23 protein-coding genes are annotated in these 25,876 nt (G+C 70.0%); 17 read left to right on the plus strand and 6 right to left on the minus strand.

Going from position 1 to position 25,876, the window contains the following annotated elements:
* Positions 1-151: 151 nt before the first annotated feature.
* Positions 152-1,084: an alpha/beta hydrolase gene (locus ACFSVL_RS31845; protein WP_378309362.1), complete on the plus strand. Its 933-nt coding sequence runs from the start codon at positions 152-154 to the stop codon at positions 1,082-1,084.
* A 114-nt stretch (positions 1,085-1,198) separates the two neighbouring features.
* On the opposite strand, the gene ACFSVL_RS31850 is transcribed toward ACFSVL_RS31845, so the two are convergent.
* The 3 genes from ACFSVL_RS31850 to ACFSVL_RS31860 form a co-directional block, all read right to left on the minus strand.
* Complete coding sequence (locus tag ACFSVL_RS31850) at positions 1,199-2,089, minus strand: SDR family NAD(P)-dependent oxidoreductase (RefSeq protein WP_378309364.1); 891 nt, start codon at positions 2,087-2,089, stop codon at positions 1,199-1,201.
* Between the two features lie 20 nt (positions 2,090-2,109).
* On the minus strand, positions 2,110-2,346 hold the full coding sequence (locus ACFSVL_RS31855; protein WP_378309365.1) for a cupin domain-containing protein: 237 nt from the start codon (positions 2,344-2,346) through the stop codon (positions 2,110-2,112).
* 473 nt (positions 2,347-2,819) lie between these two features.
* Positions 2,820-3,263 (minus strand): MaoC/PaaZ C-terminal domain-containing protein, encoded by a 444-nt coding sequence (locus ACFSVL_RS31860; protein WP_378309367.1) that lies wholly within the window; start codon positions 3,261-3,263, stop codon positions 2,820-2,822.
* A 94-nt stretch (positions 3,264-3,357) separates the two neighbouring features.
* Between ACFSVL_RS31860 and ACFSVL_RS31865 the strand changes: the two genes are divergently transcribed.
* The 10 genes from ACFSVL_RS31865 (at position 3,358) to ACFSVL_RS31910 (ending at position 15,574) form a co-directional block, all read left to right on the plus strand.
* Positions 3,358-4,608, plus strand: a complete 1,251-nt coding sequence (locus ACFSVL_RS31865) for a bifunctional 3,4-dihydroxy-2-butanone-4-phosphate synthase/GTP cyclohydrolase II (protein ID WP_378309369.1) — start codon at positions 3,358-3,360, stop codon at positions 4,606-4,608.
* A gap of 19 nt (positions 4,609-4,627) precedes the next feature.
* Complete coding sequence (locus ACFSVL_RS31870) at positions 4,628-5,083, plus strand: NUDIX domain-containing protein (protein WP_378309371.1); 456 nt, start codon at positions 4,628-4,630, stop codon at positions 5,081-5,083.
* Positions 5,084-5,267: 184 nt separating this feature from the next.
* Positions 5,268-6,440 carry an LLM class flavin-dependent oxidoreductase gene (locus tag ACFSVL_RS31875; protein ID WP_378309373.1) on the plus strand — a complete coding sequence of 391 codons (1,173 nt, stop codon included), beginning with the start codon at positions 5,268-5,270 and terminating at the stop codon, positions 6,438-6,440.
* Positions 6,441-6,464: 24 nt separating this feature from the next.
* Complete coding sequence (locus ACFSVL_RS31880) at positions 6,465-6,863, plus strand: RidA family protein (protein ID WP_378309375.1); 399 nt, start codon at positions 6,465-6,467, stop codon at positions 6,861-6,863.
* A gap of 1 nt (position 6,864) precedes the next feature.
* Entirely contained in the window at positions 6,865-7,713 is an 849-nt protein-coding gene (locus ACFSVL_RS31885; protein ID WP_354741970.1) for an amidohydrolase family protein, read from the plus strand.
* A gap of 106 nt (positions 7,714-7,819) precedes the next feature.
* A complete protein-coding gene (locus tag ACFSVL_RS31890; RefSeq protein ID WP_378309377.1) occupies positions 7,820-9,007 on the plus strand; it encodes a hypothetical protein in 1,188 nt (395 codons plus the stop codon).
* Positions 9,008-9,041: 34 nt separating this feature from the next.
* Positions 9,042-10,124 carry an LLM class flavin-dependent oxidoreductase gene (locus ACFSVL_RS31895; protein WP_378309378.1) on the plus strand — a complete coding sequence of 361 codons (1,083 nt, stop codon included), beginning with the start codon at positions 9,042-9,044 and terminating at the stop codon, positions 10,122-10,124.
* 61 nt (positions 10,125-10,185) lie between these two features.
* Complete coding sequence (locus ACFSVL_RS31900; RefSeq protein WP_378309380.1) at positions 10,186-11,682, plus strand: aldehyde dehydrogenase family protein; 1,497 nt, start codon at positions 10,186-10,188, stop codon at positions 11,680-11,682.
* Positions 11,682-13,202, plus strand: a complete 1,521-nt coding sequence (locus ACFSVL_RS31905; RefSeq protein WP_378309381.1) for a GMC family oxidoreductase — start codon at positions 11,682-11,684, stop codon at positions 13,200-13,202. The genes ACFSVL_RS31900 and ACFSVL_RS31905 overlap by 1 nt, the downstream gene beginning before the upstream one ends.
* 62 nt (positions 13,203-13,264) lie before the next feature.
* Positions 13,265-15,574: an ATP-binding protein gene (locus tag ACFSVL_RS31910; protein ID WP_378309382.1), complete on the plus strand. Its 2,310-nt coding sequence runs from the start codon at positions 13,265-13,267 to the stop codon at positions 15,572-15,574.
* Here the strand turns inward: ACFSVL_RS31910 and ACFSVL_RS31915 are convergent.
* From ACFSVL_RS31915 to ACFSVL_RS31925, 3 genes are read right to left on the minus strand one after another with little or no spacing between them, the layout of a single operon-like run.
* The gene (locus ACFSVL_RS31915; RefSeq protein WP_378309384.1) at positions 15,571-16,332 is read right to left on the minus strand and encodes a crotonase/enoyl-CoA hydratase family protein; all 762 of its coding nucleotides are present in this window, start codon (positions 16,330-16,332) and stop codon (positions 15,571-15,573) included. The genes ACFSVL_RS31910 and ACFSVL_RS31915 overlap by 4 nt on opposite strands.
* Positions 16,329-17,093 carry an SDR family NAD(P)-dependent oxidoreductase gene (locus ACFSVL_RS31920; RefSeq protein ID WP_378309386.1) on the minus strand — a complete coding sequence of 255 codons (765 nt, stop codon included), beginning with the start codon at positions 17,091-17,093 and terminating at the stop codon, positions 16,329-16,331. Before ACFSVL_RS31920 ends, ACFSVL_RS31915 begins: the two co-directional genes overlap by 4 nt.
* A 13-nt stretch (positions 17,094-17,106) precedes the next feature.
* Positions 17,107-18,285, minus strand: a complete 1,179-nt coding sequence (locus ACFSVL_RS31925; RefSeq protein WP_378309388.1) for a thiolase family protein — start codon at positions 18,283-18,285, stop codon at positions 17,107-17,109.
* A 235-nt stretch (positions 18,286-18,520) separates the two neighbouring features.
* On the opposite strand from ACFSVL_RS31925, the gene ACFSVL_RS31930 reads away from it, so the two are divergent.
* The 6 genes from ACFSVL_RS31930 to ACFSVL_RS31955 all read left to right on the plus strand — a co-directional run bounded on the left by ACFSVL_RS31930 (position 18,521) and on the right by ACFSVL_RS31955 (position 25,859).
* Positions 18,521-19,654 (plus strand): LLM class flavin-dependent oxidoreductase, encoded by a 1,134-nt coding sequence (locus ACFSVL_RS31930; RefSeq protein WP_378309390.1) that lies wholly within the window; start codon positions 18,521-18,523, stop codon positions 19,652-19,654.
* A 115-nt stretch (positions 19,655-19,769) separates the two neighbouring features.
* The gene (locus ACFSVL_RS31935) at positions 19,770-20,441 is read left to right on the plus strand and encodes a TetR family transcriptional regulator (protein ID WP_378309392.1); all 672 of its coding nucleotides are present in this window, start codon (positions 19,770-19,772) and stop codon (positions 20,439-20,441) included.
* A 115-nt stretch (positions 20,442-20,556) separates the two neighbouring features.
* Positions 20,557-21,690: an acyl-CoA dehydrogenase family protein gene (locus tag ACFSVL_RS31940; RefSeq protein ID WP_378309394.1), complete on the plus strand. Its 1,134-nt coding sequence runs from the start codon at positions 20,557-20,559 to the stop codon at positions 21,688-21,690.
* Positions 21,690-22,697 carry an acyl-CoA dehydrogenase family protein gene (locus ACFSVL_RS31945; protein WP_378309396.1) on the plus strand — a complete coding sequence of 336 codons (1,008 nt, stop codon included), beginning with the start codon at positions 21,690-21,692 and terminating at the stop codon, positions 22,695-22,697. Before ACFSVL_RS31940 ends, ACFSVL_RS31945 begins: the two co-directional genes overlap by 1 nt.
* 19 nt (positions 22,698-22,716) lie before the next feature.
* Positions 22,717-23,496 (plus strand): enoyl-CoA hydratase/isomerase family protein, encoded by a 780-nt coding sequence (locus ACFSVL_RS31950; protein WP_378309398.1) that lies wholly within the window; start codon positions 22,717-22,719, stop codon positions 23,494-23,496.
* Positions 23,497-23,510: 14 nt separating this feature from the next.
* Positions 23,511-25,859: a S9 family peptidase gene (locus ACFSVL_RS31955; protein ID WP_378309400.1), complete on the plus strand. Its 2,349-nt coding sequence runs from the start codon at positions 23,511-23,513 to the stop codon at positions 25,857-25,859.
* The last annotated feature ends 17 nt before the right edge of the window (positions 25,860-25,876 follow it).

A 25,876-nucleotide genomic window follows, 5' to 3' on the forward strand; every position in this document is an offset into this window, starting at 1 on the left:
GAGGGTAAACGCGGAACGCCGGCGGAAGGAGGGGCTGCCGGTACCCCCGACAAGCGGCATCTGCCACGCCCGCGCGAACCGCCGCAGAGTGGGTATCAGCAGCCCGGGCCGCCTGGTTCGGGACACCGAAGACGTGCAAGGAGTGAGTGCAGTGACGTCTGTGGAGGCAGTTACCTTCCCGAACGACTCGATCACCATGGCGGGAAACCTGTACCTGCCGGACGGGTTCGACCCCAAGGGCAGCTACCCGGCGGTCGTGACCGTGCACCCGGGCGGCGGCGTGAAGGAGCAGACCGCGGGCCTGTACGCGGAGAAACTGGCCGGGCAGGGCTTCGTCACGCTCGCGTTCGACGCCTCCTTCCAGGGCGACAGCGGCGGCGAGCCGCACCACCTGGAGGACCCGGCCGCGCGCGTGGACGACGTCCGGGCGGCGGTCGACTACCTGCAGACCCTCGGCTATGTCGACGTCGAGCAGATCGGCGGCCTCGGCGTCTGCGCCGGCGGCGGCTACCTGGTCAACGCCGCGTTGACGGACTACCGGATCAAGGCCCTCACCACGGTCAGCGCGGTGAACATCGGCACGTCGTTCCGCCGCAACTGGTACGGCACCGACTCCGACGCGGCCGCGGTCCCGACGCTGCAGGCCGTGGCGCAGCAGCGCACGGCCGAGGCGAAAGGCGCCGAGGCGGCGTACCTGCCCTACGTGCCGGCCGAGCCGGACGAGAACACCCCGCGCGACATGGTCGAAGCGAGCGAGTACTACCTGACCCCGCGCGCTCAGCACCCGAACGCGAAGAACAAGTTCCTGTTCACCAAGAGCGTGTCAAGGATCTTCACCTTCGACGCGTTCCACATGGTCGAGGACCTGCTGCAGCAGCCGCTCCTGGTGGTCGCGGGCAGCGACGCCGGTTCGCTGTGGATGTCCGCCGAGCTGTACGGCCGCGCCCGCAGCCCGAAGAAGCTCGTCGTGGTCGAGGGCGGCGCGCACATGGACTTCTACGACGTGCCGAAGTACGTCGACCGCGCGGTCGCCGAAGCGGTCCCGTTCTTCCGGGAAAACCTCGCCGCCACCCGCGGCGAGTAAACCGGTAGAGGCGGTCCTGCCGGACACACCGGCGGGACCGCCGTCCGCGGCGTTCGGAAGTGAAGTCCCGGCGGAGCCGAGCTCCGCCGGGACTTCGGTTTCTCCGCAGGGGAATTACTTTCCGACGGCGGAAAGGTCCTGCTTGTCGATCGTGGCGAACGGGGTGTGGGTGGCGGGGTCGAGGATCTGGTCGATGTGCTGCTGCACCAGTTCCGGCGTCAGGTCCTTGCTCGCGAACCCCTGGTTGAAGCCGAGCACGAGGCGTTGTACCTCGCCGCCCTGCGCCTGCAGCACTTCGCCGTTGACCGCGCAGTCCTCGTGGGCGAGGTAGGCGACGACCGGGCTCACCAGCGAGGCGGGCAGGTTGTCGCGCATGAACTGCTTGAAGTCGTCGGGCAGGTCCGCCTCGTCCGACATGCGGGTCGCGGCGGTCGGCGCGATGGCGTTCACCTTGATCCCTGCTTCCTGGGCCTCGAAGGCCAGCGTCCGGGTGAATCCGAAGATCGCGCCCTTCGCCGAGACGTACGGGGTCTGTTGCGGGAACCCGATGAGGGTGGGAGAGGTGGTGTTGACGACGCGGCCCGATCCGCTCCGGATCAGATGAGGCCACGCCGCGGCGGTCACCCCTGCCATGCCGAAGAAGTGGACCTCCATGTGCCGGCGGAGCGATTCCATGACGTCAGTGCCGAACTGGTGCACCTGATTGATGCCGGCGTTGTTGACCACGATGTCGAGGCGGCCGAACGCCTCGATCGCGGAGGCGACGATCCTCTCGGGATTCTCGGAGACGGAATCGAAGTTCGCCACCGCGCGGCCGCCCGCCGCCGCGATCTCCGCGACGACTTCCTCGGCGGGCGCCGCGCTCGAACCCGGGCCCGCCGCCGATCCTCCGAGGTCGTTGACGACGACGGCGGCGCCTCGCGCCGCGAGCAGTTTGGCGTGCGAAGCCCCGAGACCGCGGCCAGCACCGGTGACGATCGCGACACGATCGGTGAAATTCAACATGACCGTTCCCCTCGTGCAGGCTACTGGCGGCCTGGGTACATGACGGCCACCATGGTGACCGGCTTGCCGGTCTTGTTGCTCCACGCGTGCTTGATTCCCCGGTTGATCACCGTGTCGCCCGCTCGCAGGAGCACCTCGCCGGTTTCGTAGACGGCGTGGATCTCGCCGTCGAGGATCGTCGCGACATCGATCGTCGGGGTTTCGTGCAGGCCAGCCACCACTCGGCGAGCCGTCTTGTCCAGATGGTTGCCGCTCATCACGATCTCCCGACCTGTTGTTCTGCGCGCGACAGCTATCGCGCCGTGTTGCATTATATATTATATGAGTTGTCAAACCGATCGGTGACGGCGGAGATGCGGCCGTTGATCGTGGGCGGGCCGATCACCGTGGTGACGGCGGAGTCGTCGCGGAGTCGGCGGGGGAGCGGTCGGTGGCTCGGGCGGGCGGCACCGGCTCAGATCCTCGACGCTTTCTGCGGCGACAAGGTCGGATTCGCTGCCTCGGACGAGTGGCGTGCCGGTTGTCCCGCAGCCGGATGTTCTTGCGGAGGCTGTCGAGCTTGCGCGGGCAGCCGCCGCGGGCATGGACGGCGTCCGCGGCTTCGTCCGGCGAGACCGTGCGGGCGCTCGCCAGGCAATCCACGCTGCGGGCCAGCCCTCGGCGGAAATCCTCGGCGCGCCGTGGATCGGCACGAGTCTCGCCGCACCCTGCCTCGGCGAGGAGCGGTCCGTCACTCCCGGCACCGCATCAGCGACACCATCTCCCCGGCCTGGACCACCGTGTCCTCTTGGTTCACCACTTCCACGCGCTGGACCACGACGCCTCGGCTCGGGTTGGAAGTCCGGCGGGCCTCGGTGACTTCGTTGCGGGCCCGGATGGTGTCGCCGATGCGGACCGGGGCCAGGAACTGCCACGAGCGGATCTCGAGGAAGGCCAGCAGGGTGTCGTCGAAATAGCCGGTCCGGGCGCGCAGTCCGACGGCCATCGACAGCACCAGCGCGCCATGGGCGATGCGCTCGCCGAACGGTGTCGCGCGGGCGTGTTCGGCGTCGGTGTGCAAGGCGTGTACGTCCCAGGACAAGCCGGAGAACGCGACCAGATCAGTCTCGGTGACGGTGCGGGCCGGGGTCTCGAACGCGTGTCCGGCAGGGAGGTCTTCGAACCATTTTCCCATGCGGTGCCTGCTCCTTTGGTCGGCTGCGGGGAACCCGTGCTATGTTCATACTAACCGGTCGGTACTTGAAGGCAAGCGGGAACGGAGGCACGGCATGGTGGACGCATTCGCACCCGAGCGCGGCGAGATCGCGTTCGACACGGTGGCCGCGGCGGTCGCCGCCGTTCGCGCGGGGCGGCCGGTGGTGGTCCTCGACGACGAGAACCGGGAGAACGAGGGCGATCTCGTCTTCGCCGCCGAATTGGCGACGCCGGAGTTGCTGCACTTCACCGTCCGTTACACGTCGGGATTCGTCTGCGCCGCGCTGCCGGGCGCCGACTTGGATCGGCTCGACTTGCCGCCGATGACTCCTGTCAACCAGGATCCTCGTGGCACGGCGTACGCCGTGACGGTCGATGCGAAGAACGGCGTGTCCACCGGAATTTCAGCGCGGGACCGGGCGCGCACGATCCGGTTGCTCGCGGATCCGGAGACCGTTCCGGCCGACCTGTCGCGGCCGGGGCATGTCGTCCCGCTGCGCGCCGTCGCCGGGGGAGTGCTGCGGCGCGGCGGGCACACCGAGGCATCGGTGGACCTGGCCCGGCTGGCCGGGCTGGCGCCTGCCGGGGCGTTGTGCGAGCTGGTCAACGACGACGGGACCATGATGCGCGCGCCGGAATGCCGCCGGTTCGCCGACGAACACGGGCTCGCGATGATCTCGATCGCCGACCTGGTGGCGTACCGGCACCGGACGGAAACGCAGGTCGAGCGAGTCGCGGACACGCGCATGCCGACCGCGTCCGGGATGTTCCGGGCGGTCGGGTACCGATCGGCCCTCGACGGCCGGGAGCACGTCGCGTTGGTGTTCGGGGACCTCGGCGACGGCGAGGACGTGCTGGTCCGGGTGCATTCGGAATGCCTGACCGGGGACGTCTTCACGTCGCTGCGCTGCGATTGCGGGACGCAGCTGCAGGCGTCGTTGCAGACCGTCGCCCGGGCCGGCCGGGGAGTGGTGGTGTACGTCCGCGGGCACGAGGGCCGCGGAATCGGCCTCCTCGACAAGTTGCGCGCGTACGAACTGCAGGACGCCGGAGCGGACACAGTGGACGCGAATGTCCAGTTGGGTTTCCCGGCCGACGCCCGCGACTACTCCGCCTGCGCGCACATCCTGGCCGATCTCGGAGTGCGGTCGATGCGGCTGCTCACCAACAACCCGGCCAAGCTCGCCGGGCTCGCGGGCTGCGGGCTGTCCGTGCTCGACCGGGTCCCGCTGGAAATCCCGGCCACCGCCGACAACGTCGCCTACCTCCGGACCAAGCGCGACCGGATGGGACACACGCTGCGGCTCGGCGAAATGTGCGTCTGACCCCGCGGGAGGAGCGGTCGTGCCGGACGAATGGTTCGTGACCGCGGACGGACGGCGCCGCTGGGGCAGGCACGGCGCGGCGGGCATCCTGGTCGTGACCCGGCCGCCGCGCCGGATGCTGCTCGTGCGCCGGGCCGGCTGGGTGCACGGCGGCCGCGGCCAGTGGTCGATCCCGGGCGGGGCGCTGCTGGCGGGGGAGACTGCGGACGAGGCCGCGGTGCGGGAATTCGCCGAGGAGATGGGCGGGCTTCCGGGCGGATGGCGGCCGCTCGCGCGGTACGTGGACGAAGTTGTGCCCGGCGAATGGAGCTACACCACCATTCTCGCCGAGGCGTCCGAAGCGCCGGACTACTCGGCGACGCTGTCCGACGAGCACGACGCGCACGTGTGGGCCGCGGTCGAGGACGCGCGCCGGATGAACCTGTTCGCCCCGTTCGCCCGGGTTCTCCCGCGTCTGCTCGAAGCACTGGAATAGCAGGTCAGCGGACTCTTCCGCGCTACGTACGCAGGGCAGGATACGTAGCGGTTGGGTAGTCGCACGAAGGCGCGGCGGCCCGGTCTCGTGAGTGAATCCAGGGTGACGCCGATCACCGACCGTCGTAAGTACCGACTAGTCGGAATTATCAGGCGCCCGCTGGACACGGAGAACGGGAGCGAGCATGGAACTGGATCTGCTCTACGCGCTGACGAACCGCTCGGGCACGCAGGACTGGCACGACATCATGCGCGAAACGCGCCGGCACGCGCGGATGGCCGACGAACTGGGGTACGACCGGATCTGGCTCGGCGAGCACCACTTCGACACCGACGGCAGCGACGCGAGCCCGAACCCGGTCATGCTGGCGACGGACCTGGCCGCGCGGACCGAGCGGATCCGGCTCGGCATGGCGGCGGTCTCGCTCACGCTCTGGCATCCGCTGCGCCTGGCCGAGGACCTCGCCGTCCTCGACCACTTCAGCGAGGGCCGCCTCGACGTCGCGTTCGGCCGCGGCATCCTGCCGATCGAGGTGATGAACCTCAACCCGCAGGCGAACCGGTGGAACGGCTCGGACAACAGCCGCGAGATCTTCGACGAGAACCTCGCGATCGTCCGCGGCATCTGGACCGAGGACCCGTTCAGCTGGAAGGGCAAGCGCTACACGTTCCCGGAGCCGGGCACGAAGTTCATCCACTCGCCGGGCGCGCCCATGCCGCGGGGCTGGGTCGGCGAGAACGACGAACTCGTCGCGTTCGGCATGACGCCGCAGCCGTTCCAGCGGCCGACGCCGCCGCAGTTCGCCGTCACCGAGTCGATGACCGGTTTCGCGCACGCCGCGCGAAACGGTCTGCGGCCGATCACCTGGTACCCCAGCGGCCAGGTGCTGAAGGACCTCTTCGAGACCTACCGCGCCGAGACCGCGGCAACGACCGGGCGGACGCCCGCGCTCGGCGAGGGCTGCGGCGTGCTGCGGCTGTGCTGCATCGCCGAAACCGACGAGGAGGCGCGGCGCATCGCCGAACCGGGCATCGTCGAGTTCTTCGAGTTCCTGTGCCGGGTCCGCGGCATCGGCGTGTGGCTCGACGACGGCGAAGACCCGGAAGATCCGCGTTACCGCGAAATGGATCCGTGGGAGCTGCTGATGGAGCGCGACCACCTGATGATCGGCTCGCCGGACAGCGTCCTGGAGCGGATGACCCGGCTCACCACGTCGCACGGCATCCAGAACTGGCTGCTGCAGATGGGTTTCCCGGGCATCCCGGCTCCGGACGTGGACCGTTCGCTGCAGCTGTTCGCCCGCGAGGTGATGCCGGAGATCCGCAAGCTCGACACCTCGCTGACCACTGCCAGCTGACCGCACCGAGGGAAGGAAGAACCCGTGCCGGAATACCTCAACCCGGAAAACCTGCCCTACCCGCGCTACGGCATGAACCCCGGCGTCGCGACGCGCGATCTCGTCTTCGCGGGCGGAATGGCCCTCGACCTCGAAACGCTGCGGCGCAAGGACGAGGCGAAGTCGATCGCCGACGAGACCAGGATCGCGCTCGACGAGATCAAGGGCGTACTGGAAGCCGCCGGGTGCGGCCTGTCCGACATCGTGAAGACCACCTGCTACCTCGCGGACGACTCCTGTCGCAAGGAGTTCTGGGAGGCCTACACCGAAGTGTTCGCCCCGGGCCCGTTCCCGGCGCGCGCGACGTTCGTGGTCGGGATCGCGGGCGGCTGCCGGGTGGAGATCGAGGCGATCGCCGTCCTCCCGGGCGACGAGGCGGCCTGACATGCCGGATCGTCCGTTCACCGACTGGCACACGCACGTCTACCGGCCCGAGCACCTCGGTCCGGTGTGGACGGAGCGGGGCGTGGAACTGGTGGGACGGCCCGGGTTCGGCGAGGCCGACCTCGACGAGCACAGCCGGGTCATGCGGGCCAGCGGCGCCGACCGGTTCCTCGTGCTGGGTCTCCAGGTCGCCCGGATGGGCATGCACGTGCCGAACGACTACGTGGGCGAGTACTTCGCGGCCAACCGCGACCGGGCGATCGGCGTCGGCAGCGTCGACCCGACCCAGCCGGGCGCGGCCGCCGAACTGCGCCGCGCGGTGGAGACGCACGGACTGCAGGGAGTGAAGCTTTCCCCGCCGTACCAAGGCTTCCACCCGCACTGCGCCGAAGCGTTCGAGGTCTACCGGACGGCCGCGGACCTGGGGATCTTCCTGATGTTCCACCAGGCGAGCGTGTTCGCCCCGGACGGCTGCAACGAATTCGCCTATCCGATGCTGCTGGACAAGGTCGCGCGGGAGTTCCGCGGGACGAAGATCCTGCTCGCCCACTTCGGCAAGCCGTGGACCCACGAAGCGGTCGAACTGATGATGAAGAACCCCAACGTGTACGCGGATGTCTCGACGCTGCCGGTCAAGACCTGGCAGCTGTACAACGGCTTGCGGCTGGCGATCGAGGGCCACGTGACCGACCGGCTCCTCTTCGGCTCGGACTTCCCCTCGTTCGACCCCCGCGAGGCGGCCGATCAGTTCCTCGCCGTCGCCGACCTGGACCTGCCGTTGCCGATCCCGCGGGAGGTGGTGGAAGCCGTCCTGTACGACCGGCCGTTCGACCTGTTGCTCTCTTCATGAGCGGAGAACCAAGCCATGTACGACAACCAAGTCTCGCTGAACGCGCAGGTGCCCACGATCCTCTACGTCGTCGGCCTGATCGCGATCATGTTCGCCGTCGGCGGGGATGTCGATCGCCGGGTTCGCGATCTGGGACACCCAGTTCGCCCAGGCGTTCGGCGTCCCGAATCCGTTCGGGGAGGCGCTGAAATCCTGGTGGCTCGGCGGACCCGGCATCAACACCTATCCGCAGCACCTCGATCCGGCGACGATGCCGGGCGCGGACTCGTTCCAGGCGTTCTTCGCGGTGTTCATCCTGTTCGCCGCGTTCTTCGCGGCTCTGCTCGCGGGCTCGGTGATCGAGCGGGTCAAGACGGCCGGGCTGTCGGCGGTCACGCTGGTGTTCGGCGCGCTCGTGATCCCGTTCGCCGGTTACCTCGTGTACGGTTCGGTCGGGCCGCTGTCGAACGCGGGAACGCACGACTTCGGCGGTGCCTTCTTCTACATCTTGCTCGGGTGCTGGGCGCTCGTGCTGGTGTGGCGGGCGAAGCCGAGGGCCGGCGTGTTCGGCGGCCGGGCGAGCGAGCCGCCGATGCCGCACAACCTGGTCTTCACCGTGGCAGGGCTGTTCCTGTTCCTCGCCGGGCTGTGCGGATACGCGCTGCTCAACGGGTACCTGGTGCCGGGTTCCGGGTATTTCGGCATCACGCTGAACGAGACCGGCATGGGCGTGATCGTCACGAACCTGATGATGGCGTTCGCCTTCGCCGTGCTCGGCGGCCTGCTCGCGTGGAAGGTCGGAAAGAGCCCGTACTTCCTGCTGGTGTCGCCGGTCGCGGGCTGGATCGCGGTGTCCGCGCTGCTCGACGTCGCCAAGCCGTGGCAGGCCGGGCTCACCGCGTTCTTCGCGCCGCTGATCGTGGTCGGCGGGTACCGGCTGATGAACGGCTGGCGCCTCGACGACATCAAGGTAGTCCCGCTGACCCTCGGCCCCGGTGTCTACAGCGCGCTGATGACGGCGGTGTTCGCCTCCGGCGTCAAACAGGGCGGGTACTTCGGCCTCGCCGGGGCGTACGCGCCGCAGCACGCGTCGGTCGGCATCGGGCACCAGGCGCTCGGTGTGCTCGTGTTCCTGGTGCTCGGACTGGCCAGCGCGTTCGTTGTGGTCCTCGCCGTGGAGAAGACGATCGGTTTGCGGGACGAGCGGGTCGACCAGGGGCTGGACAGCGCGCTCGACCACGCCGTCCTCGGCGAAGCCGCCTATCCGGCCTCAGCACAGTCCGAAGTGGAGCAAGCGGCCGTCGCACTGCCGTAACGACCCCGCGATCAACAAGAGAGGAATCCCTGACATGGAATTCGGCATCTTCATCCCCAGCGCCCGCAACGGCTACCTCATGTCCGAGACCGCACCCCAGTACTCGCCGACGTACGACCACATGCGGGAGATCATCACCACCGGCGAGGACAACGGGTTCTCGTTCGCGCTGTCGCTTTCGGCGCTGCGCGGGCACGGCGGCACCACCGGATTCTGGGACGACGCGCTGGAATCGATGACCCAGATGGCCGCGCTCGCCCGGGACACCACCGACATGAAGCTGGTCGGCTCGGTGAACATCCTCGCGATCCACCCGGCGATCGCGGCCCGGATGGCGATGACCATCGACTCGATCTCGGACGGCCGGTTCTCGCTCAACATCGTCCCCGGCGGCTGGCATCCGCGCGAACTGGAGACGATGAAGGTCTGGCCGGGCTACGAGTACAACTCCTACCGCTGGCAGTACGCGGGCGAGTACTGCCAGGTCGTGCGCGAGCTGTGGGAGAAGGGCGTCTCGAACTTCCAGGGCGAGTACTTCCAGTACGAGGACCTGCGGATGGGCCCGAAACCGGACCACCCCATGAACATCGTGTGCGCGGGGACCTCCGACGACGCGATCGAGTTCACCACCCGCTACGCGGACTACTCCTTCCGGCTGGCCTGGGGCGGGCAGGACGCGCTGCGCGAGGTCGTGGACCGGTTCAACGGCCAGATGGACGAGGCGGGGCGCACCATCCGCCCGTACGTGGCGCTTGGCGTCGTCATGGCCGACACCGACGAGGAGGCCGAGGCGAAACTGCAGAACTACGTCGACAACGCCGACATGAAGGCGATCGAGTACATGATCGGCGGCGCGCTCACCGACTCCGCGGAGGGCGGCACCTCGGAGATCCTGGCCAGCATGGACCGCAAGGGTTCGGTGCAGATGTCGACGGACTTCATCACCGGATCGCCGGAGAGCATCGCCCGCCAGCTGGACGAATGGGCCGAGATCGACGTCGCGGGCTACATGCTGATCTTCCCGGACTACGTCGAGGACATCAAGCGCATGGGCCGCGAGGTGTTCCCGCGGATGAAGAACTTCACCGCGCCGCGCAAGACCGCGCAGCCCGCCTGATCCGCCGGGGGCGCGGCAGTTGCCGCGCCCCCGGTTCCCACTGCCGAGAAGGACGGAAACCATGGCGACAACGACTGAAACCCTGCCCGCGTCCCTTCGCACGAATGTCGAAAAGGCTCGCCGGATGCTCATCGGCGGCGACTGGGCCGAGGCGAGTTCCGGGCAGAGCCTCGCGGTGCGCGATCCCTCGACCGGCCAGGCGCTGGTCGACGCCCCGGCGGCGGACGCGTCCGATGTGGACCGCGCGGTCTCGGCGGCCCGCGCCGCGCTGACCGGGCCGTGGCGGCTGATGACGCCGCAGGAGCGAGGTAAGCTGTTGTGGCGCTTGGCGGATCTCGTCGAAGCGCGCGCGGACGAGCTGGCCGCGCTCGAAGCGCTGGACGTCGGGATGCCGATCACCGAGGCGCGCTTCGTGGACGTTCCGTTCTCGGTGGAGATCCTCCGCTACTACGCGGGCTGGCCGACGAAGATCACCGGCGACACCATCCCGGTGTCCTTCCCGACGAATTTCGGCGGCCCGTACCACGCATACACCCGCCGCGAGCCGGTCGGCGTCGTGGGCGCGATCGTGCCGTGGAACCTGCCGTTGATGATGGCGGTCAAGAAGCTCGCTCCGGCGCTGGCGACCGGCAACACCATCGTGGTCAAGCCCGCGGAACAGACGCCGTTGTCGATCGCGCTTTTGGCTGAGCTGGTGCTCGAGGCGGGGATTCCCGAGGGCGTCTTCAACTACGTCAGCGGGTACGGCGAGACAGCCGGGGCGGCGCTGGTCGAGCACCGCGGGGTCGACAAGATCACCTTCACCGGATCCGTGGCCACCGGCAAAGCCATCGCGCGGGCGGCGACGGACACGTTGAAGCGGGTTTCTCTCGAACTGGGCGGGAAATCCCCGAACATCATCTTCGGCGACGCCGACCTGCCCGCCGCGATCGCGACCGCGGGGCTGGCCATTTTCTCCTGCCAGGGCGAAAGCTGCATCGCCGGTTCGCGGCTGTACGCGCACCGCAGCGTGTACGACGACGTCGTGGCGGGCCTGGCCGACCGGGCGCGCAGCATCAAACTCGGCCCGGGACTCGATCCCGCCACCGAGATGGGGCCGATGATCTCGCCCGAGCACCGCGAGAAAGTGCTGGGCTACCTCGGCATCGGGCGGTCCGAAGGCGTCGAGGTCGCGGCAGGCGGGGAAGCCTGGGGCGACCAGGGCTGGTTCGTGCGGCCGACCGTGCTCACGAACGTCGCGCGGGACTCCCGGATCGCGCGCGAGGAGATCTTCGGGCCGGTGCTGACGGTCGTGCCCTTCGACACCGACGAGGAGGTGCTGGACCTGGCCAACGACACCGATTTCGGGCTGGGCGCCGGGGTCTGGACGAAGGACGTCGGACGGGCGCACCAGGTCGCCGCGGCGCTGGAATCGGGGCAGGTCTGGGTGAACTGCTACCAGGCGGTCGACGCCGCGTTGCCGTTCGGCGGGTACAAGCAGTCCGGATGGGGCCGGGAGACCTGCAAGGAGAACCTCGACGAGTACCTGGAACTGAAGACGGTCGTGGTCGGGCTCTGATGGTTTCCTTCGACTACGTGGTGGTCGGCGGCGGCACGGCCGGATGCGTGCTCGCCGCCCGGCTTTCGGAGAACCCGGACGTTTCGGTGCTGCTGCTCGAAGCGGGCGGCGACGAGCGGCGCCCGGACGTCGAGGACCCGGGCGCGTGGCCGGGCCTGCTCGGCGGCGACGCGGACTGGGGCTGGGAAACCACCGTCCAGGCCGCCACCGGGCGAGCTGTCCCGGCCCCGCGTGGCCGCGTGCTCGGCGGATGTGGCTCGATCAACGTCATGGCGCACCTCCGCGGCTGCCGCGGCGACTTCGACCGCTGGGCCGCCGCGGGCGCGGAAGGCTGGGACTACGCCGGGGTGCTGCCGTATTTCCGGCGTTCCGAGGACGTTCCCCGGGGCGATCCCGCATACCGCGGCCGGGGCGGACCGCTCCGGCCGCGGCCGATCGCCGAGCCGCACCCGCTCAGCCTGGCGCACGTGGAGGCCGCGCGCCGGGCGGGGCACCGCGTCGCCGCCGACCTCAACGACGGCGACCTGCTCGGGGCGGGCCTGCACGACCTGCTGATCCAGGACGGACGAAGGCAAAGCGCGGCGACCGCGTACCTGCGGCCCGCGATGGACCGGCCCAACCTGACTGTGCGCACCGGCGCCGAGGTACGGCTGCTGGCCGTCCGGGACGGTCGATGTCTTGGTGTCGAGTACGACTGGGACGGCGCGCCGGAGTGGGCGGGCGCGGGCGGCGAAGTGCTGCTGTGCGCCGGTGCGGTCGGCTCGCCCCGGCTCCTGATGTTGTCCGGCATCGGCCCGGCGGGCGAGCTGGCCGCGCTCGGCGTCGCCGCGTCGGCGGATCTCCCCGGCGTCGGCCGGAACCTTCAGGACCACGTGATGCTGGCCGGGATCAGGATGGCGGCGGAGCGGCCGCTGCCGTCGCCGAGCGGCAACTACGCGGAGGCGACCCTGTTCGCCAAGACCGATTCTGCGCAGGACGGCCCGGAGCTGCAGATCGTGCAGATCCAAGTGGACTACCGCCTGCCGTGGCAGGCGCCGGCGGGCAACAGCTTCGCGTTCGGTATCGGCCACATGCGCCCGCGCAGCCGCGGTTCGGTCCGGCTGGCATCCGCCGATCCCGGCGCGCCGCCGCTGATCGATCCCGGGTACCTGCGCGAGGAGTACGACCTCGACCAGCTGATCGCCGGGGTCGAGGAAGCGGACCGGCTGGTCAGCACCGGAGCGTTCGACGAATGGGGCGGCGAGGCCCGGACCGGCCGGCTGCTGCGGATGGACCGCGCCGAGCTGGAGCGGACGGTGCGCGACGCGGTCGGCAGCTTCTTCCACCTGTCCGGCACCTGCCGGATGGGGACGGACGGCCGCTCCGTGGTCGACCCGGCACTGCGCGTGCACGGCATCGATCGGCTGCGGGTCGCGGACGCTTCGGTGATGCCGGAAATCGTCTCCTGCAATACCAACGCGGCCGTGGCAATGATCGCGGAGAAGGCCGCGGATCTGGTGCTGGGACGGGAAGAACGCTGAGCACAGCGGCGATTCCGCGGCGGACCGTCGCCAACGGCGCGGTTGTGGGGGACACTACCGGGATGGTCCGCCCGACTGGTGATGGAGACGCCGCCGAGCCGGGGGCGCTGCCGCTGGAGCTGACCCGGTTCATCGGCCGGCGGCGGGACCTCGCGCTCGCCCGGCACGCGCTGGAGCGTTCCCGGCTCGTCACGCTCACCGGCACCGGGGGCGTCGGCAAGACCCGGCTGGCGTTCCGGCTCGCCCGCGAAGTGTCCCGGGCGTTCGCGGACGGTGTGCACGTGGTGGCCCTCGCGGACGTGCAGGAGCCCGCGCTGATCGGGCACACCGTGAACACGGCGGTCGGGATCCGCGAGACGTCGGCGCAGTGGCAGCTGGACACGTTGGTCGAGCACCTGCGCGACCGGCAGGCGCTGCTGGTGCTCGACAACTGCGAGCATCTGGTCTCCGCCACCGCCGCGCTGGCCGACGCGTTGCTGCGGGCGTGCGGCCGCCTCACCGTGCTGGCCACGAGCCGGGAGGCGCTGAACGTCGCCGGCGAAGCCGTGGTGCCGGTGCCGCCGCTGTCCACTCCGGACCCGGATCAGGCGCTCACCGCGACGGCCGTCGCGCAGAGCGAAGCGGTGACGCTGTTCGCCGACCGCGCCGCCGCCGCGCTGCCCGGATTCGAGGTGACCGCGGAGAACCAGCGGTCGGTCGCCGACCTCTGCCGGCTGCTCGACGGCATCCCGCTGGCGATCGAACTGGCCGCGGTGCGGCTGCGCGTGCTGCCGTTGCCGGAGCTGCTCGCGCGGATGGGGGACCGGTACCGCCTGCTCACCCAGGGCAGCCGGACGGCCCCGGCCCGGCACCAGACGTTGCGCGCGTCGATCGACTGGACCTACGACCTGTGCTCGCCCGCCGAACGCCTGCTCTGGAGCCGGCTCTCGGTGTTCTCCGGAGGATTCGGCCTGGACGCAGCCGAAGCGGTCGCGGCGGGCGGGGAGATCGACCGCACGGAGGTGCTGGACCTGGTGGCGGCGCTGCTCGACAAGTCTGTGCTGACCCGGGTCGCGGACTCCCGCGAACCGCGCTATCAGATGCTCGAGACGATCCGCCAGTACGGCACGGAACGGCTCGCCGGGGCCGAGTCGGCGGAGCTGGACCGGCGGCACCGAGAGTGGTTCGCGGCGCTCGCGGTGCACGCTGACGCGGACTGGCCCGGCCCGCGGCAGGCGGACTGGCTGGAGCGGCTGCGGCGGGAGCACGCGAACCTGCGCGCCGCGCTGAACTCCTGTCTCGCGCACGACGGGCAGAGCGGGCTGCGGCTGGCCTGGGCGGTCGAAAACTATTGGCTCGCCAGGGGATTCCTCAGCGAGGGCAGGCATTGGCTCGGCCAGCTGCTCGACGCGGCTCCCGAGCCGACCGTCGACCGGGGCCGGGCGCTCCGGCTCGCCGCGTGGCTGGCGATCCTGCAAGGCGACCACGACGTCGTTCCCGCGCTGCTGGAGGAGGGCGAACGGATCGCCGCCGGAACGGGGGACGCGCACCTCGCGGTGTTCGTCGCGCAGACCCGGGGCCTGCTCGCGTTGTTCAGCGGGGACCTGGAATTCGCGATCGAACGGCTCGAGGAGTCGGTCGAGGCGTTCGCCGCGCTGGGGCACCGCACCGGGGAGATCCACTCGATGTTCGAGGCGGGCCTGGCCCTGAGCCTGGCGGGGGAGAGCGAGCGGGCCTCGGCGTGGCACGTGCGGTGCCAGGAAACGACCGCGCCGATCGGCGAAGCGTGGTGGCGCTCGTTCTCGTTGTGGGCGTTCGGGGTGGAGAAGTGGCGGCAGAGCGACTACGCGGCCGCGGCCGAACTGGAGCGCGAAAGCTTGCGGCTCAAGCGCCCGCTGGAGGACCAGCTCGGCCACTCGGTGTGCCTGGAGGCGATGTCGTGGATCGCGGCGTCGGAGGGCGACGCCGAACGCGCGGCCCGCCTGCTCGGCGCCGCGGACGCGTTGCTGCGCAAGGTCGGTTTGGCGCTGGAAGGCATCCCGCGGATGTGGGTGTACCACCTGAAAGGCGAGGGAGACGCTCGCCGCCGCGCGTCCGAGGGCGCGTTCCGTTCGGCCTACGCGTCCGGCGCGGCGATGTCGGTGGACGCTGCGGTCGCGTATGCGCTGGGCGAGGCGGAACCGGCACCCGCTCCGGAACCGGACCGCGCACCGCTGTCCCGGCGGGAACAGGAGGTGAGCGAACTGGTCGCGAAGGGCATGACGAACCGCGAGATCGCCTCGATGCTGGTGATTTCGGTGCGTACGGCGGAGAAGCATGTGGACAACATCTTGTCGAAGCTGGGACTGGCGAATCGCACCCAGCTCGCCGCACACGTCGCTGGACGGGGTTAGCGGCCTTCCCACACTGGTTCGCGTTTCTCCGCGAAGGCGCGGGAGCCCTCCTGCGCGTCACGGGATTCCCGTACCGGCACAGCGATCTCGCGGGAGCGCGGGAACGCTTCCGCCGCCGGCCAGTCTCGTGCTCGGGTCATGATGTGTTTCGTCGCGCGGACGGCCAGCGGAGCGTTGGCGGCGATCGTCCGAGCCAGCTCCAGCGCGGTGGCCATGGCGTGCCCGGGCTCGGTGAGCCGGTTCACCAGACCGGCGTCGGCGGCGCGTTCGGCCGGGATGTGCGCGCCGGTGAGCGCCCATTCCAGCGCCAGGGCGTGCGGGACGCGGTGCGGCAACCGGAGGAGCCCGCCGCCCGCGGCTACGAGGCCGCGCTTGACCTCCGGCAGCCCGAAAACCGCGGTGCGGGACGCGACGAGGAGATCGCAGGCCAAGGCGATCTCGAACCCGCCTGCGAGCGCGTAGCCTTCGACAGCGGCGATGATCGGCTTTTCCGGCGGTGCTTCGACGATCCCGGCGAATCCGCGGTGCGGCACGATCGGACGCTCGCCGGCCAGGAACGCCTTGAGGTCCATGCCCGCGCTGAACGTGCCGCCCGCTCCGGTGAGGACCGCAGCGCTCAGGTCGGTGCGACTGTCCAATTCGGTCATCGCCGCGGCGATCGCTTCGGCGGCGGACAGGTCGATCGCGTTGCGGGCGTCCGGCCGGTCGATGGTGACGACGAGGACGGCACCGGCGGTTTCGGTGCGCACGCCGGTCATCGCGGGGCCATCCGGATCGCGCCGTCGAGCCTGATCGTCTCGCCGTTCAGCATCGGGTTGTCGACGATCGCCAGCGCGAGCCGGGCGAATTCCTCCGGGCGGCCGAGCCGGGCCGGATGCGGCACGGTCGCGGCGAGCTTGTCCCGCACCTCCGGGCCGTGCCGGTCGAAGATCGGCGTGTCGAAGATGCCCGGCGCGATCGAGCAGACCCGCACCAGCTTCCGGGCGAGGTCCCGCGCGGCGACGAGCGTCATGCCGACCACCCCGGCTTTCGCCGAGGCGTAGGGGATCTGGCCGATCTGCCCTTCCCACGCGGCGACGGACGCGGTCAGCACGCAGACGCCGCGTTCGCCGTCGACCGGTTCGTTCCGGGCCATCCTGGCGGCGGCCAGGCGGAGCACGTTGAACGTCCCGATCAGGTTCACTTGGACGATTTCCTCGTAGTCCGCCAGCGACCCGGCGCTGCCGTCCTTTTCGACGACTCGCACCGTCGCGCCTTTGCCCGCGCAGTGGACGACCGCTCGCAGCGGCGCGCGCTGTTCGGCGAGATCGAGAGCGGCGTCGACCGCTTCGGGATCGCGCACGTCGGCGGGAGCGAACCGTACGTTCGGCCCGATTTCGGCGGCGATTTCGGCACCGTGCGACGTGGGCCGGTCGAGGATCACGACTTCCGCGCCGCGTTCGGCCAGTTGCCGGGCGGTCGCCCGGCCGAGTCCCGAAGCGCCTCCGGTGACGAGAGTTGAGGCCGTCTTGAGTTCCATGTCCGGGTTCCCTTCAGCCGAGCCGTTCGAGGACGGTCGCGTTCGCCATGCCGCCCGCCTCGCACATCGTCTGCAGGCCGTACCTGCCGCCGGTCGCTTCGAGGTGGGCCAGCATCGTGGTCATGAGCCGTGCGCCGGACGCGCCGAGCGGGTGCCCGAGCGCGATCGCGCCGCCGCGCGGGTTGAGTTTTTCCTCCGGCACCGGGAATTCGCGGTGCCAAGCCAGCGGGACCGCGGCGAACGCCTCGTTGACCTCGAAGACATCGATGGCTTCCAGGGCGAGCCCGGCCCGGTCGAGCACCCGGTGCGTCGCGGGGATCGGGCCGGTGAGCATCAGTTCCGGATCCGAGCCGCACACCGCCGACGCCACGATGCGGGCTCGCGGCCACAGCCCGAGCGCGGCGGCTTTCTCGTCGCTCATCACCAGCAGTGCGGCCGCGCCGTCGGTGATCTGCGAGGAGTTTCCGGCGGTGACTGACCATGCGACGTGCGGAAAGCGCTGGGCCAGTTCGTCGGTGCGGAACGCGGGGGAGAGGTCAGCCAGCCGCGCCGCCGTCGTTCCGGCACGGATCGATTCGTCCCGGCGCACCAGCGAACCGGATGCCTCGATCGGCACGATCTCTCCGTCGAACGCGCCGCTGCCAGCGGCTTCCGCGGCGCGGGCGTGCGACCGGACCGCGTACTCGTCCTGCTCGGCGCGCGACAGTCCCCATTTCGCCGCGACCAGTTCCGCGGCGACGCCTTGCGGTACGAGATCCGGGAACCGCTCGCGCACCGCCGGGCCGTGCGGGTCCGCTCCCTGGCGGTTCGAGCCGATCGGCACCCGGCTCATCGATTCGACCCCGGCCGCGACCGCGACGTCGTAGAGCCCCGCGGTGACCCCGGCCGCGGCGAACTCCACTGCCTGCTGCCCGGAGCCGCATTTGCGTTCGATCGACACCGCGGGCACCTCGACCGGCCAGCCGGCGGCCAGCACAGCCTGCCTGCCAGGGGTTCCGGCTTGCTCTCCGGACAGGGTCACGCAGCCGACGAGCACGTCGTCGACATCGAGGGGGTCGAGCCGATTGCGCTGGGCCAGGGCAGCGAGGACCTGGCCCAGCAGATCGGCCGGGTGCAGCGCGGCGAGAGCGCCGGAGGTCTTCCCCCGGCCCATCGGCGAGCGGACAGCGTCAACGATCACGGCTTGCGGCAACGGTTTTCGCCTCTCTTCCGGAGCGGCCTTCGTCTGGGCAACATACCGATCGGTCCGAAGAAGGGGAAGTGATCTGGCTCGCCGGTCGACCCGACCAGAGTGCGCGATGCCAAAGAAAGCGTTGATTGCCAACGTGATACGAAAGACTTCAGGAGAAGCTACCCCGTCATTGACGCCCGTTCGCGACAGGCCCTATGGTTCACATACCAACTAGTCGGAATCTATGGGAGCCGAGATGCATACGGGACTGACCCTGGTCTTCCAGAATCTGGGGCGCCGGCGCGCCGACGGCGACGTCTACGCGCACGAGCTGCGCTACGCGGCGAGGGCCGAGGAGCTGGGCTTCGACTCGGTGTGGACGCCGGAACACCACTTCACCGACTACCAGCTGACACCGAACGTGCCGCAGTTCCTGTCCTGGGTCGCCGGGCAGACCAGCAGGCTGCGGCTCGGCACGATGGTGTCGGTGCTGCCGTGGCACGACCCGATCCGCGTCGCGGAGAGCTTCACGATGCTGGACCACCTTTCCGGCGGCCGGTCGCTGCTGGGCATCGGGCGCGGCCTCGGCCGGGCGGAGTTCGACGGTTTCCAAGTCGAAATGGGCAAGTCGCGGAAGCTGTTCACCGAGTACACCGAGGCGATCACGAGTGCGCTGGAGACCGGTGTCCTGGAGTACGGGGGAGAGGTCTACACCCAGCCGCGGGTGGACATCCGGCCGGAGCCGCGCGGGTCGTTCCGCGGCCGGACGTTCGCCTCGGCGGTGTCGCCCGAGTCGATCGACCTGATGGCGCGGCTGGGCATCGGCTTGATGGTTATCGCGCAGAAGCCGTGGGAGACCGTGCGGGCCGAACTGGCTGCCTACCGCAAGCGGTTCTACGAGATCAACGGCCGCGAGGCGCCGAAACCGGTGATCTGCGTGTTCGCCGGGGTGGCGGCGACCGAGCGGGAAGCCCAGGAGCTGCGCGACGTGTATTTGCAGCGGTACGCCCTTTCCACGGTCGAGCACTACGAATTCGACAATGTGGGCTTCGCGGAGATCGAGGGCTACGAGTACTACGCGGGCCTCAGCCGCAACATCGCCCGGCACGGCATCGACAAGTTCAGCGGGTTCCTCGCCGACCTCCAGGTCTGGGGGACGCCGGAACAGGTGGTCGAAAAGCTGCTCGGCTACGTCGAATTCCTCGACGCGGGGGCGGTTCTTCTCGTCCCGGCTTACGGCGGGATGCCGGTCGAGGTCGCGGACGCCAACTTCGACCTGATCGCCCGGGAGGTGCTGCCCGCGCTCAAGGCGCACGACGTCGGCGGCGACATCGGGGTCGGCTACGCCGACGAGCCGGTCCGGGACGAGGCGCAGGCGGCGTTCGGCTGAGCGGGACGCCCGGCGCGCGGGCTCCCGGGATCCCCTGGTCAGCGGTTACCGTCTGCTACAGTCTGAACGGTCGGTATCCACAACCCGCCCGGGTTGGCCAGATGAGGAGCACGGGATGGCTGCCGCTCAGGCGCGCACCGGAAAGCGCGCGGCCGCACAGAGCCGGGCCAGGGCGCCCCGCGATCCGGAGGCCACCCGGAAAGCGCTCGTCGACGCCTCGCTGAAGCTGTTCGAACGGGACGGTTTCCACGCCACTTCGGTGCAGAAGATCGTCGACGAAGCACGCCTCACCAAGGGCGCGTTCTACTACCATTACGAGACCAAAGAAGACGTCCTGCACGAAATCCACGACCAGTTCATCGACTTCCAGCTCAAGCGGCTGCATTCGGTGCTGGACGAGGGCGGCGAGCCGGACGAGGTGCTGCGCCGGATCATGACCGACGTGCTGATCGAGCCGATCAGCATCTACCGCTCCGAGATCTCCATTTTCATGCAGGAGCACCGGTTCTTGTCCAGCAAGACCTTCGCCTCGATCGGGCGCAAGCGCGACGAGTTCGAGCGGCTCGTCACGCAGGTGATCGAGCAGGGGGTCGAGGCGGGGGCGTTCAAGCCGGTCGCCACCCCCCGGGTCCTGGCGTTCGCGGTCATCGGCGTGGCGGCGTGGGCGCACACCTGGCTCGACCCGCGCGGCGCGATGACGCCTCGGCAGATCGGCGAGGCTTTCGGCGAAATCGTGGTCGACGGCTTGCGCCAGGGGTCGTTGCCGAAGGGCAAGAAGCGGGCCTGAAGGCCTGGTCGCTGCGGGCAGTTTCCCTTGTGGTTGACGGGAAGCGGCCTCGCGGCTACCTTCAATACCAACTAGTCGGATTGTTGAATCCGCTGCCTCGAACAGGACGGTGCTCATGACCCCGCCCAGGCTGGTGCCCCCGCCGTCCGGAGACGGCCGCTCGCAGCGGGACCTGCGTGCCGAAGTCAGGGAGTTCCTCGCCGCGCGGCCGGACCGGCCGCGGGTCGATTCGTGGCTGACCGGCTGGGACGAGGAGTTCACCCGGGCGTTGGCGGCCAAGGGCTGGCTCGGGATGACTGTCCCGCCCGAGTACGGCGGGCACGGGCGCAGCCATCTGGAGCGGTTCGTGGTGACCGAGGAACTGCTCGCGGCGGGCGCGCCGGTCGCGGCGCACTGGATCGCGGACCGGCAGATCGTCCCGTCGCTGCTGAAGTACGGCACTGAGGAACAGAAACGCCGCTATCTGCCCGCGATCGCGCGCGGCGAGTGCTTCTTCGGAATCGGGATGAGCGAGCCGGATTCCGGCTCGGATCTCGCAAGCGTGCGAACGAAGGCGGAGCGCGCCGACGGCGGCTGGCGGATCAGCGGGACGAAGGTGTGGACGTCCGGCGCGCACCGTGCCGACGCGTTCATCTGCCTCGCTCGCAGCAGCCCCCGAGACCCGGAGCGCCGGCACGCCGGGCTCAGCCAGTTCATCGTGGACCTGCGGTCGCCGGGCGTCGAGATCCGGCCGATCCTCTCCATGAACGGCGAGCACCATTTCAACGAGGTCCACCTCGACGAGGTGTTCGTCCCGGACGAGCTGGTGTTCGGCACGATCGGCGAGGGCTGGCAGCAGGTGACCTCGGAGCTGGCCTACGAGCGGAGCGGACCGGAACGTTTCTTGTCGACGTTCCCGCTGCTGGCCGAGACTGCCGAGCAGATGCGAGCCGGCGCCGTGCCGCGGCGGCCGGACCTCGGCCGGTATGTCGCCCGGCTGACCGGGCTGCACCAGATGTCGCTGGCCGTCGCGGGTGCGCTTGAACGAGGCGAACCCGCCGACACCGCGGCAGCGGTGGTGAAAGTGCTCGGCACCACGACCGAGGGCGACATCGCCGACTTCGCCGATCTTCTCGCGGAGCCGGATTCGCCGCCGGAGTTCCGGGAACTGGTCGACGAGGCTGTGGTCCAACGTCCCGGGTTCACCCTGCGCGGCGGGACGAACGAGGTATTGCGCGGCGTGATCGCGCGCGGATTGGGGATGCGCTGATGGCGGTCGACCAGTCCGTGACGGAGCTGATGGCGACAGTGTTCGCGGATTACCGGGCCGAGCACGCCGAACCGGTGCCGGGCGATCCGGAGCTGTGGCGCACGCTGGAGGAGCTTGGTCTCGTCCGGTTGACCGGCAGCGCATCGCGCGGCGGCAGCGGAGCCGGGTGGCCGGAGGCTGCCGAACTGCTGCGGGCCGCGGCCTCGCACGGGGTGCGGGCGCCGCTGGCCGAACACGATCTGCTGGCGTGCTGGCTGCTGGACGAGGTCGGCATCGAGCCGGACGGAGCGCGGCGCACGGTCTGCCTGCTTGACGACGATGCCACGGCGGCCGCCGTCCCGTGGCTCTCGCAGTGCGACCGCGCGGTGCTGGTGTGGCGGCGCGGTGGGAAGTGGCGCGTCACCGATGCCGCCGTGGCCAACTTGACCGTCGAACCGGGCGAGAACCTCGCGGGGGAGCCGCGCGACCGGGTGACGGCTGACCTGGGGATCTTCCCCGGAGTGTCCGCGTCGGACGAACTGATCGACCGCCTCCTGCTCCGCGGTGCGCTCGCGCGTGCGGTGCAGGTGTGCGCGGTGCTCGACCGGATTGTCGAGCTGACCGTGCAGCACGCGGGCGAGCGCACCCAATTCGGTCGTCCGCTGACGAAGTTCCAAGCGGTGCAGCACCTTGTCGTCGATGCCGCGGCGGAAGCCGGACTGGCGCGGGCCGCGACCGACGCCGCGTTGACGGAGGCTGTGCGTACCGGATGGGCTGACCCGCGGCTGGAATTCCGTGTCGCCGCTGCTCGTTCGTGCGCTGGACACGCAGTGTCCACTGTGGTGCGGAACGCGCATCAAGTGCACGGCGCGATCGGGACTACCCGCGAGCACCGATTGCACGAATTCACTGCCGCGGCGCTGGCGTGGCGCTCGGAGTTCGGGTCCGTCCGGCATTGGGACGAACTGCTCACCGACCTCGCGACGGGCGCCGGGCGGCGCGAGCTGTGGCCGCTCGTGTGCTCGTGACCGGCGAAAGGACCTCCGCATGGCTGACCTCGAGTACACAGTGGACGACGGGATCGCCACGATCCTGCTGAACCGCCCGCACCGCAAGAACGCCTTCACGCTCGCGATGCTCGACGCCTGGGCCGAAGCGCTCCGGTCCGCTCACGCTGACCCCGCCGTGCGCGTCGTCCTGGTCACCGGTGCGGGAGACGCGTTCTGCGCGGGCGTCGATCTGGACGACTTCGCCGAGATCACCTCGACCCTGGCGCGGCAGGAAGTGCTCGCCCAGCGCGTGCACCGGGTCGCTGCCGCAGCGCTGGAACTCGACAAGCCGTTGATCGCGGCCGTCGACGGGGTCGCGGTGGGAGCGGGCATGGACATGGCGCTCGCGTGCGACATCCGGCTGGCTTCCGACCGGGCGAGGTTCTCCGAGGCGTATGTGCGCGTCGGGCTGATACCCGGGGACGGCGGTGCGCATCTGCTGCCCCGGATCGTCGGCCGGGCACGGGCGCTGGAGTTGTTGTGGACGGGCCGGTTCGTCGAGGCGGACGAGGCGCTGGAGCTGGGTTTGGTGCTGTCCGTGCACAGTCCGGAGGCACTGGCCGAGGAGGCGGCGCGGCTGTGCCGGCGGCTGGCGGACGGGCCGCCGGTGGCGATCCGGGCGATCAAGCGCCTGGTGCGCGACGGCGAGCACCTCGACTTCCGGACCTCGCTGTCGATGGTCGCGGCCGAGCAGGCGGTAGTGCAGTCCACTCAGGACTCCGCGGAGGCGATGGCCGCGTTCCGCGAGAAGCGGAAGCCGCGTTTCGTCGGCGCGTAGCGGGAAGGGGCACGATGACGCCGGACGACCAGGCACTGGGGCCGGAAGACTACGAACGGGCCGCGCAGCTGTGGCCGAGCGAGCTGCTGAAGCGAGCCACGAACCTGCTCATCGTCCCGACCTGGCTGCCAGGGGAAGACCGGTTCTGGTTCCGGCACGAGCACCGCGACGGCCACGAGTTCCTGCTGGTCGACGCTGCGACCGGCGCGCGCTGTCCGGCATTCGACCACGAACTGGCGGCGCGGGCGCTGGGCGGGGATCCGACGCGGTTGCCGGTCGAGGGGGTCGAGTACGACGGGGATTCCGTCATCCTGTCCGTCGACGGCGCCCGGCTGCGGATCGAGCCCCGCGACGGCAGCAGCACCGAACTGCCGGTCCCGGACCTGAACGGTTTCCTCGGCCCGCGTGGCGAAGAACTGTTCGTTCGGGACCACAACCTCTGGGTTCGCACCCCGTCCGGCACCGAACGGCAGTTGACCACCGACGGCGAAGAGCACTACGGCTGGGCAGAGGCCCCGGACGCCTCCGACGACCGAATCGACCGCGACCGCACCGGCAGGCCGCCCGGCACGATCGGCTGCTTCTGGAACCCCGACGGGACCCGTGCGCTCGTGCCGCGCGTCGATGAACGCGCGGTGACGGCGTACCCGTTCGTCGAGAACATCCCGCACGACGGCGACGTCCTGCCCAAGGTGCGTTACGTGCGCGGGAAAATGAGCGGCGACGCCGAGGACTCCCGGTGGGAGTGGTATCTGCTCGACGTGGCGGACGGTTCGCGCGTGCGCGTCGGTTCGCTTCCCGGAGAACTGCGGATTCTTCCTTGGCACGCGTGGTGGACCGCGCGCGGCACGATCGTCGCGCTGGCGTCCACGACCGCGCAGGACCAGGCCGCGGCCGTCGAGATCGACGCCACGACCGGCGCGGCGCGCGTGGTCTACCTCGAGTACGACCACATGTTCCGGTTCAACAACGTGTGGTTCCACGACGACAACGTCCGGTATCTGCCCGAGCGGCACGAACTGCTCTGGTTCACCTTCGCTTCCGGCTGGCCGCATCTGTGGCTGATCGACCTCGCGACGGGCGCGGCGCGGCAGGTGACCGACGGCGACTGGGTCGTCCAAGACGTCGTCCGCACGGTCGGCCGCCAGGTCTTCTTCACCGCGGGCGGGGTCGAACCCGGGCGAAACCCTTACCTGCGCGCGCTGTACCGCGTCGACCTGGACGGTACGGAACCCAACGCCGGATTGAAGTGCCTGACGCCGGAGGACGCCGACCACGCGTTCCCGGCAGTCCCGTTCGGCGCCGTGACCCGGGACAGCGGGCAGTCCGCGGATCTGCGCTCCTGCCTGGCTCCGTCCGGAAAGTACTTCGTGGACAACATCTCCCGCGTAGATCTGCCGCCGGTGATCATGCTCCGCGACGCCGACGGCAAGGACGTCTGCGAACTCGCGCGCGCCGACACCAGCGGGCTAGACGAGATCGGCTGGACGCCTCCCGAGGTGTTCCGTGCCAAGGCCGCCGACGGCGAGACCGACGTCTGGGGCGTCCTCGTCAAGCCACGCCGGTTCGCCGAACGGGACAGCTGGCCGGTGCTGGAGCGCATCTACGGTGGTCACCAGGTGCTGGCGCAGCCGCGCAGCTTCCTCGAAGGCCTCAACGGCATGTTCATGTTCGGCCTGCACTCGCTGGCCGAGATGGGCTTCGCCGTCGTTCTGCTCGACGGCCCCGGCACGCCGATCCGCTCGCGGGCGTTCCGAGATCTGACCTGGGGCGAGCGCGACCGGTTCGGGATCAAGCACCACCGCGCAGCGATCGAAGACGCCGCCCGCACCCGGCCCTGGATGGACCTGACACGCGTCGGCGTGAGCGGGCATTCCTCCGGCGGTTACGGCACGGTGATGGCGATGCTGCTCGAACCGGACTTCTACGCGGTCGGTTTCGCCAGCTCGCCCGCTCTCGACCCGAGCGTCTCCTCGGCTTACGTCCCCGAACCGCATTTCGGCAAACCCGACTACGGCGACGGCCGTTCCGCGAGACGGACCCCGGACGAGATCGCGCCGAATTACGCGCGCCTGTCGCCGAGCACCTACGCGGCACGGCTGTCCGGGCGACTGGCGATCGTCTACGGCGATCTCGACGAACAGGTCGAGCCCCCCGGGGTGCTGCGGTTCACGGCGGCGCTGATCGACGCGGGCAAGGACTTCGACGTGCTGCCGCTGCCCGGCCGCGACCACCACTACACGACCGAGCCGTACTACCAGAAGCGGCTCTGGGACTACTTCGTCGAGCACGTGCAAGGCCGTGCACCGCTTCGGCACCACCGGCTGGACGTCGCGCCCGGCGAACGCCTGCACGTCACCTGAGCCGGGAACCATCCGAA

This window comes from Amycolatopsis silviterrae (assembly GCF_042684085.1).
Lineage (GTDB): Bacteria > Actinomycetota > Actinomycetes > Mycobacteriales > Pseudonocardiaceae > Amycolatopsis > Amycolatopsis silviterrae.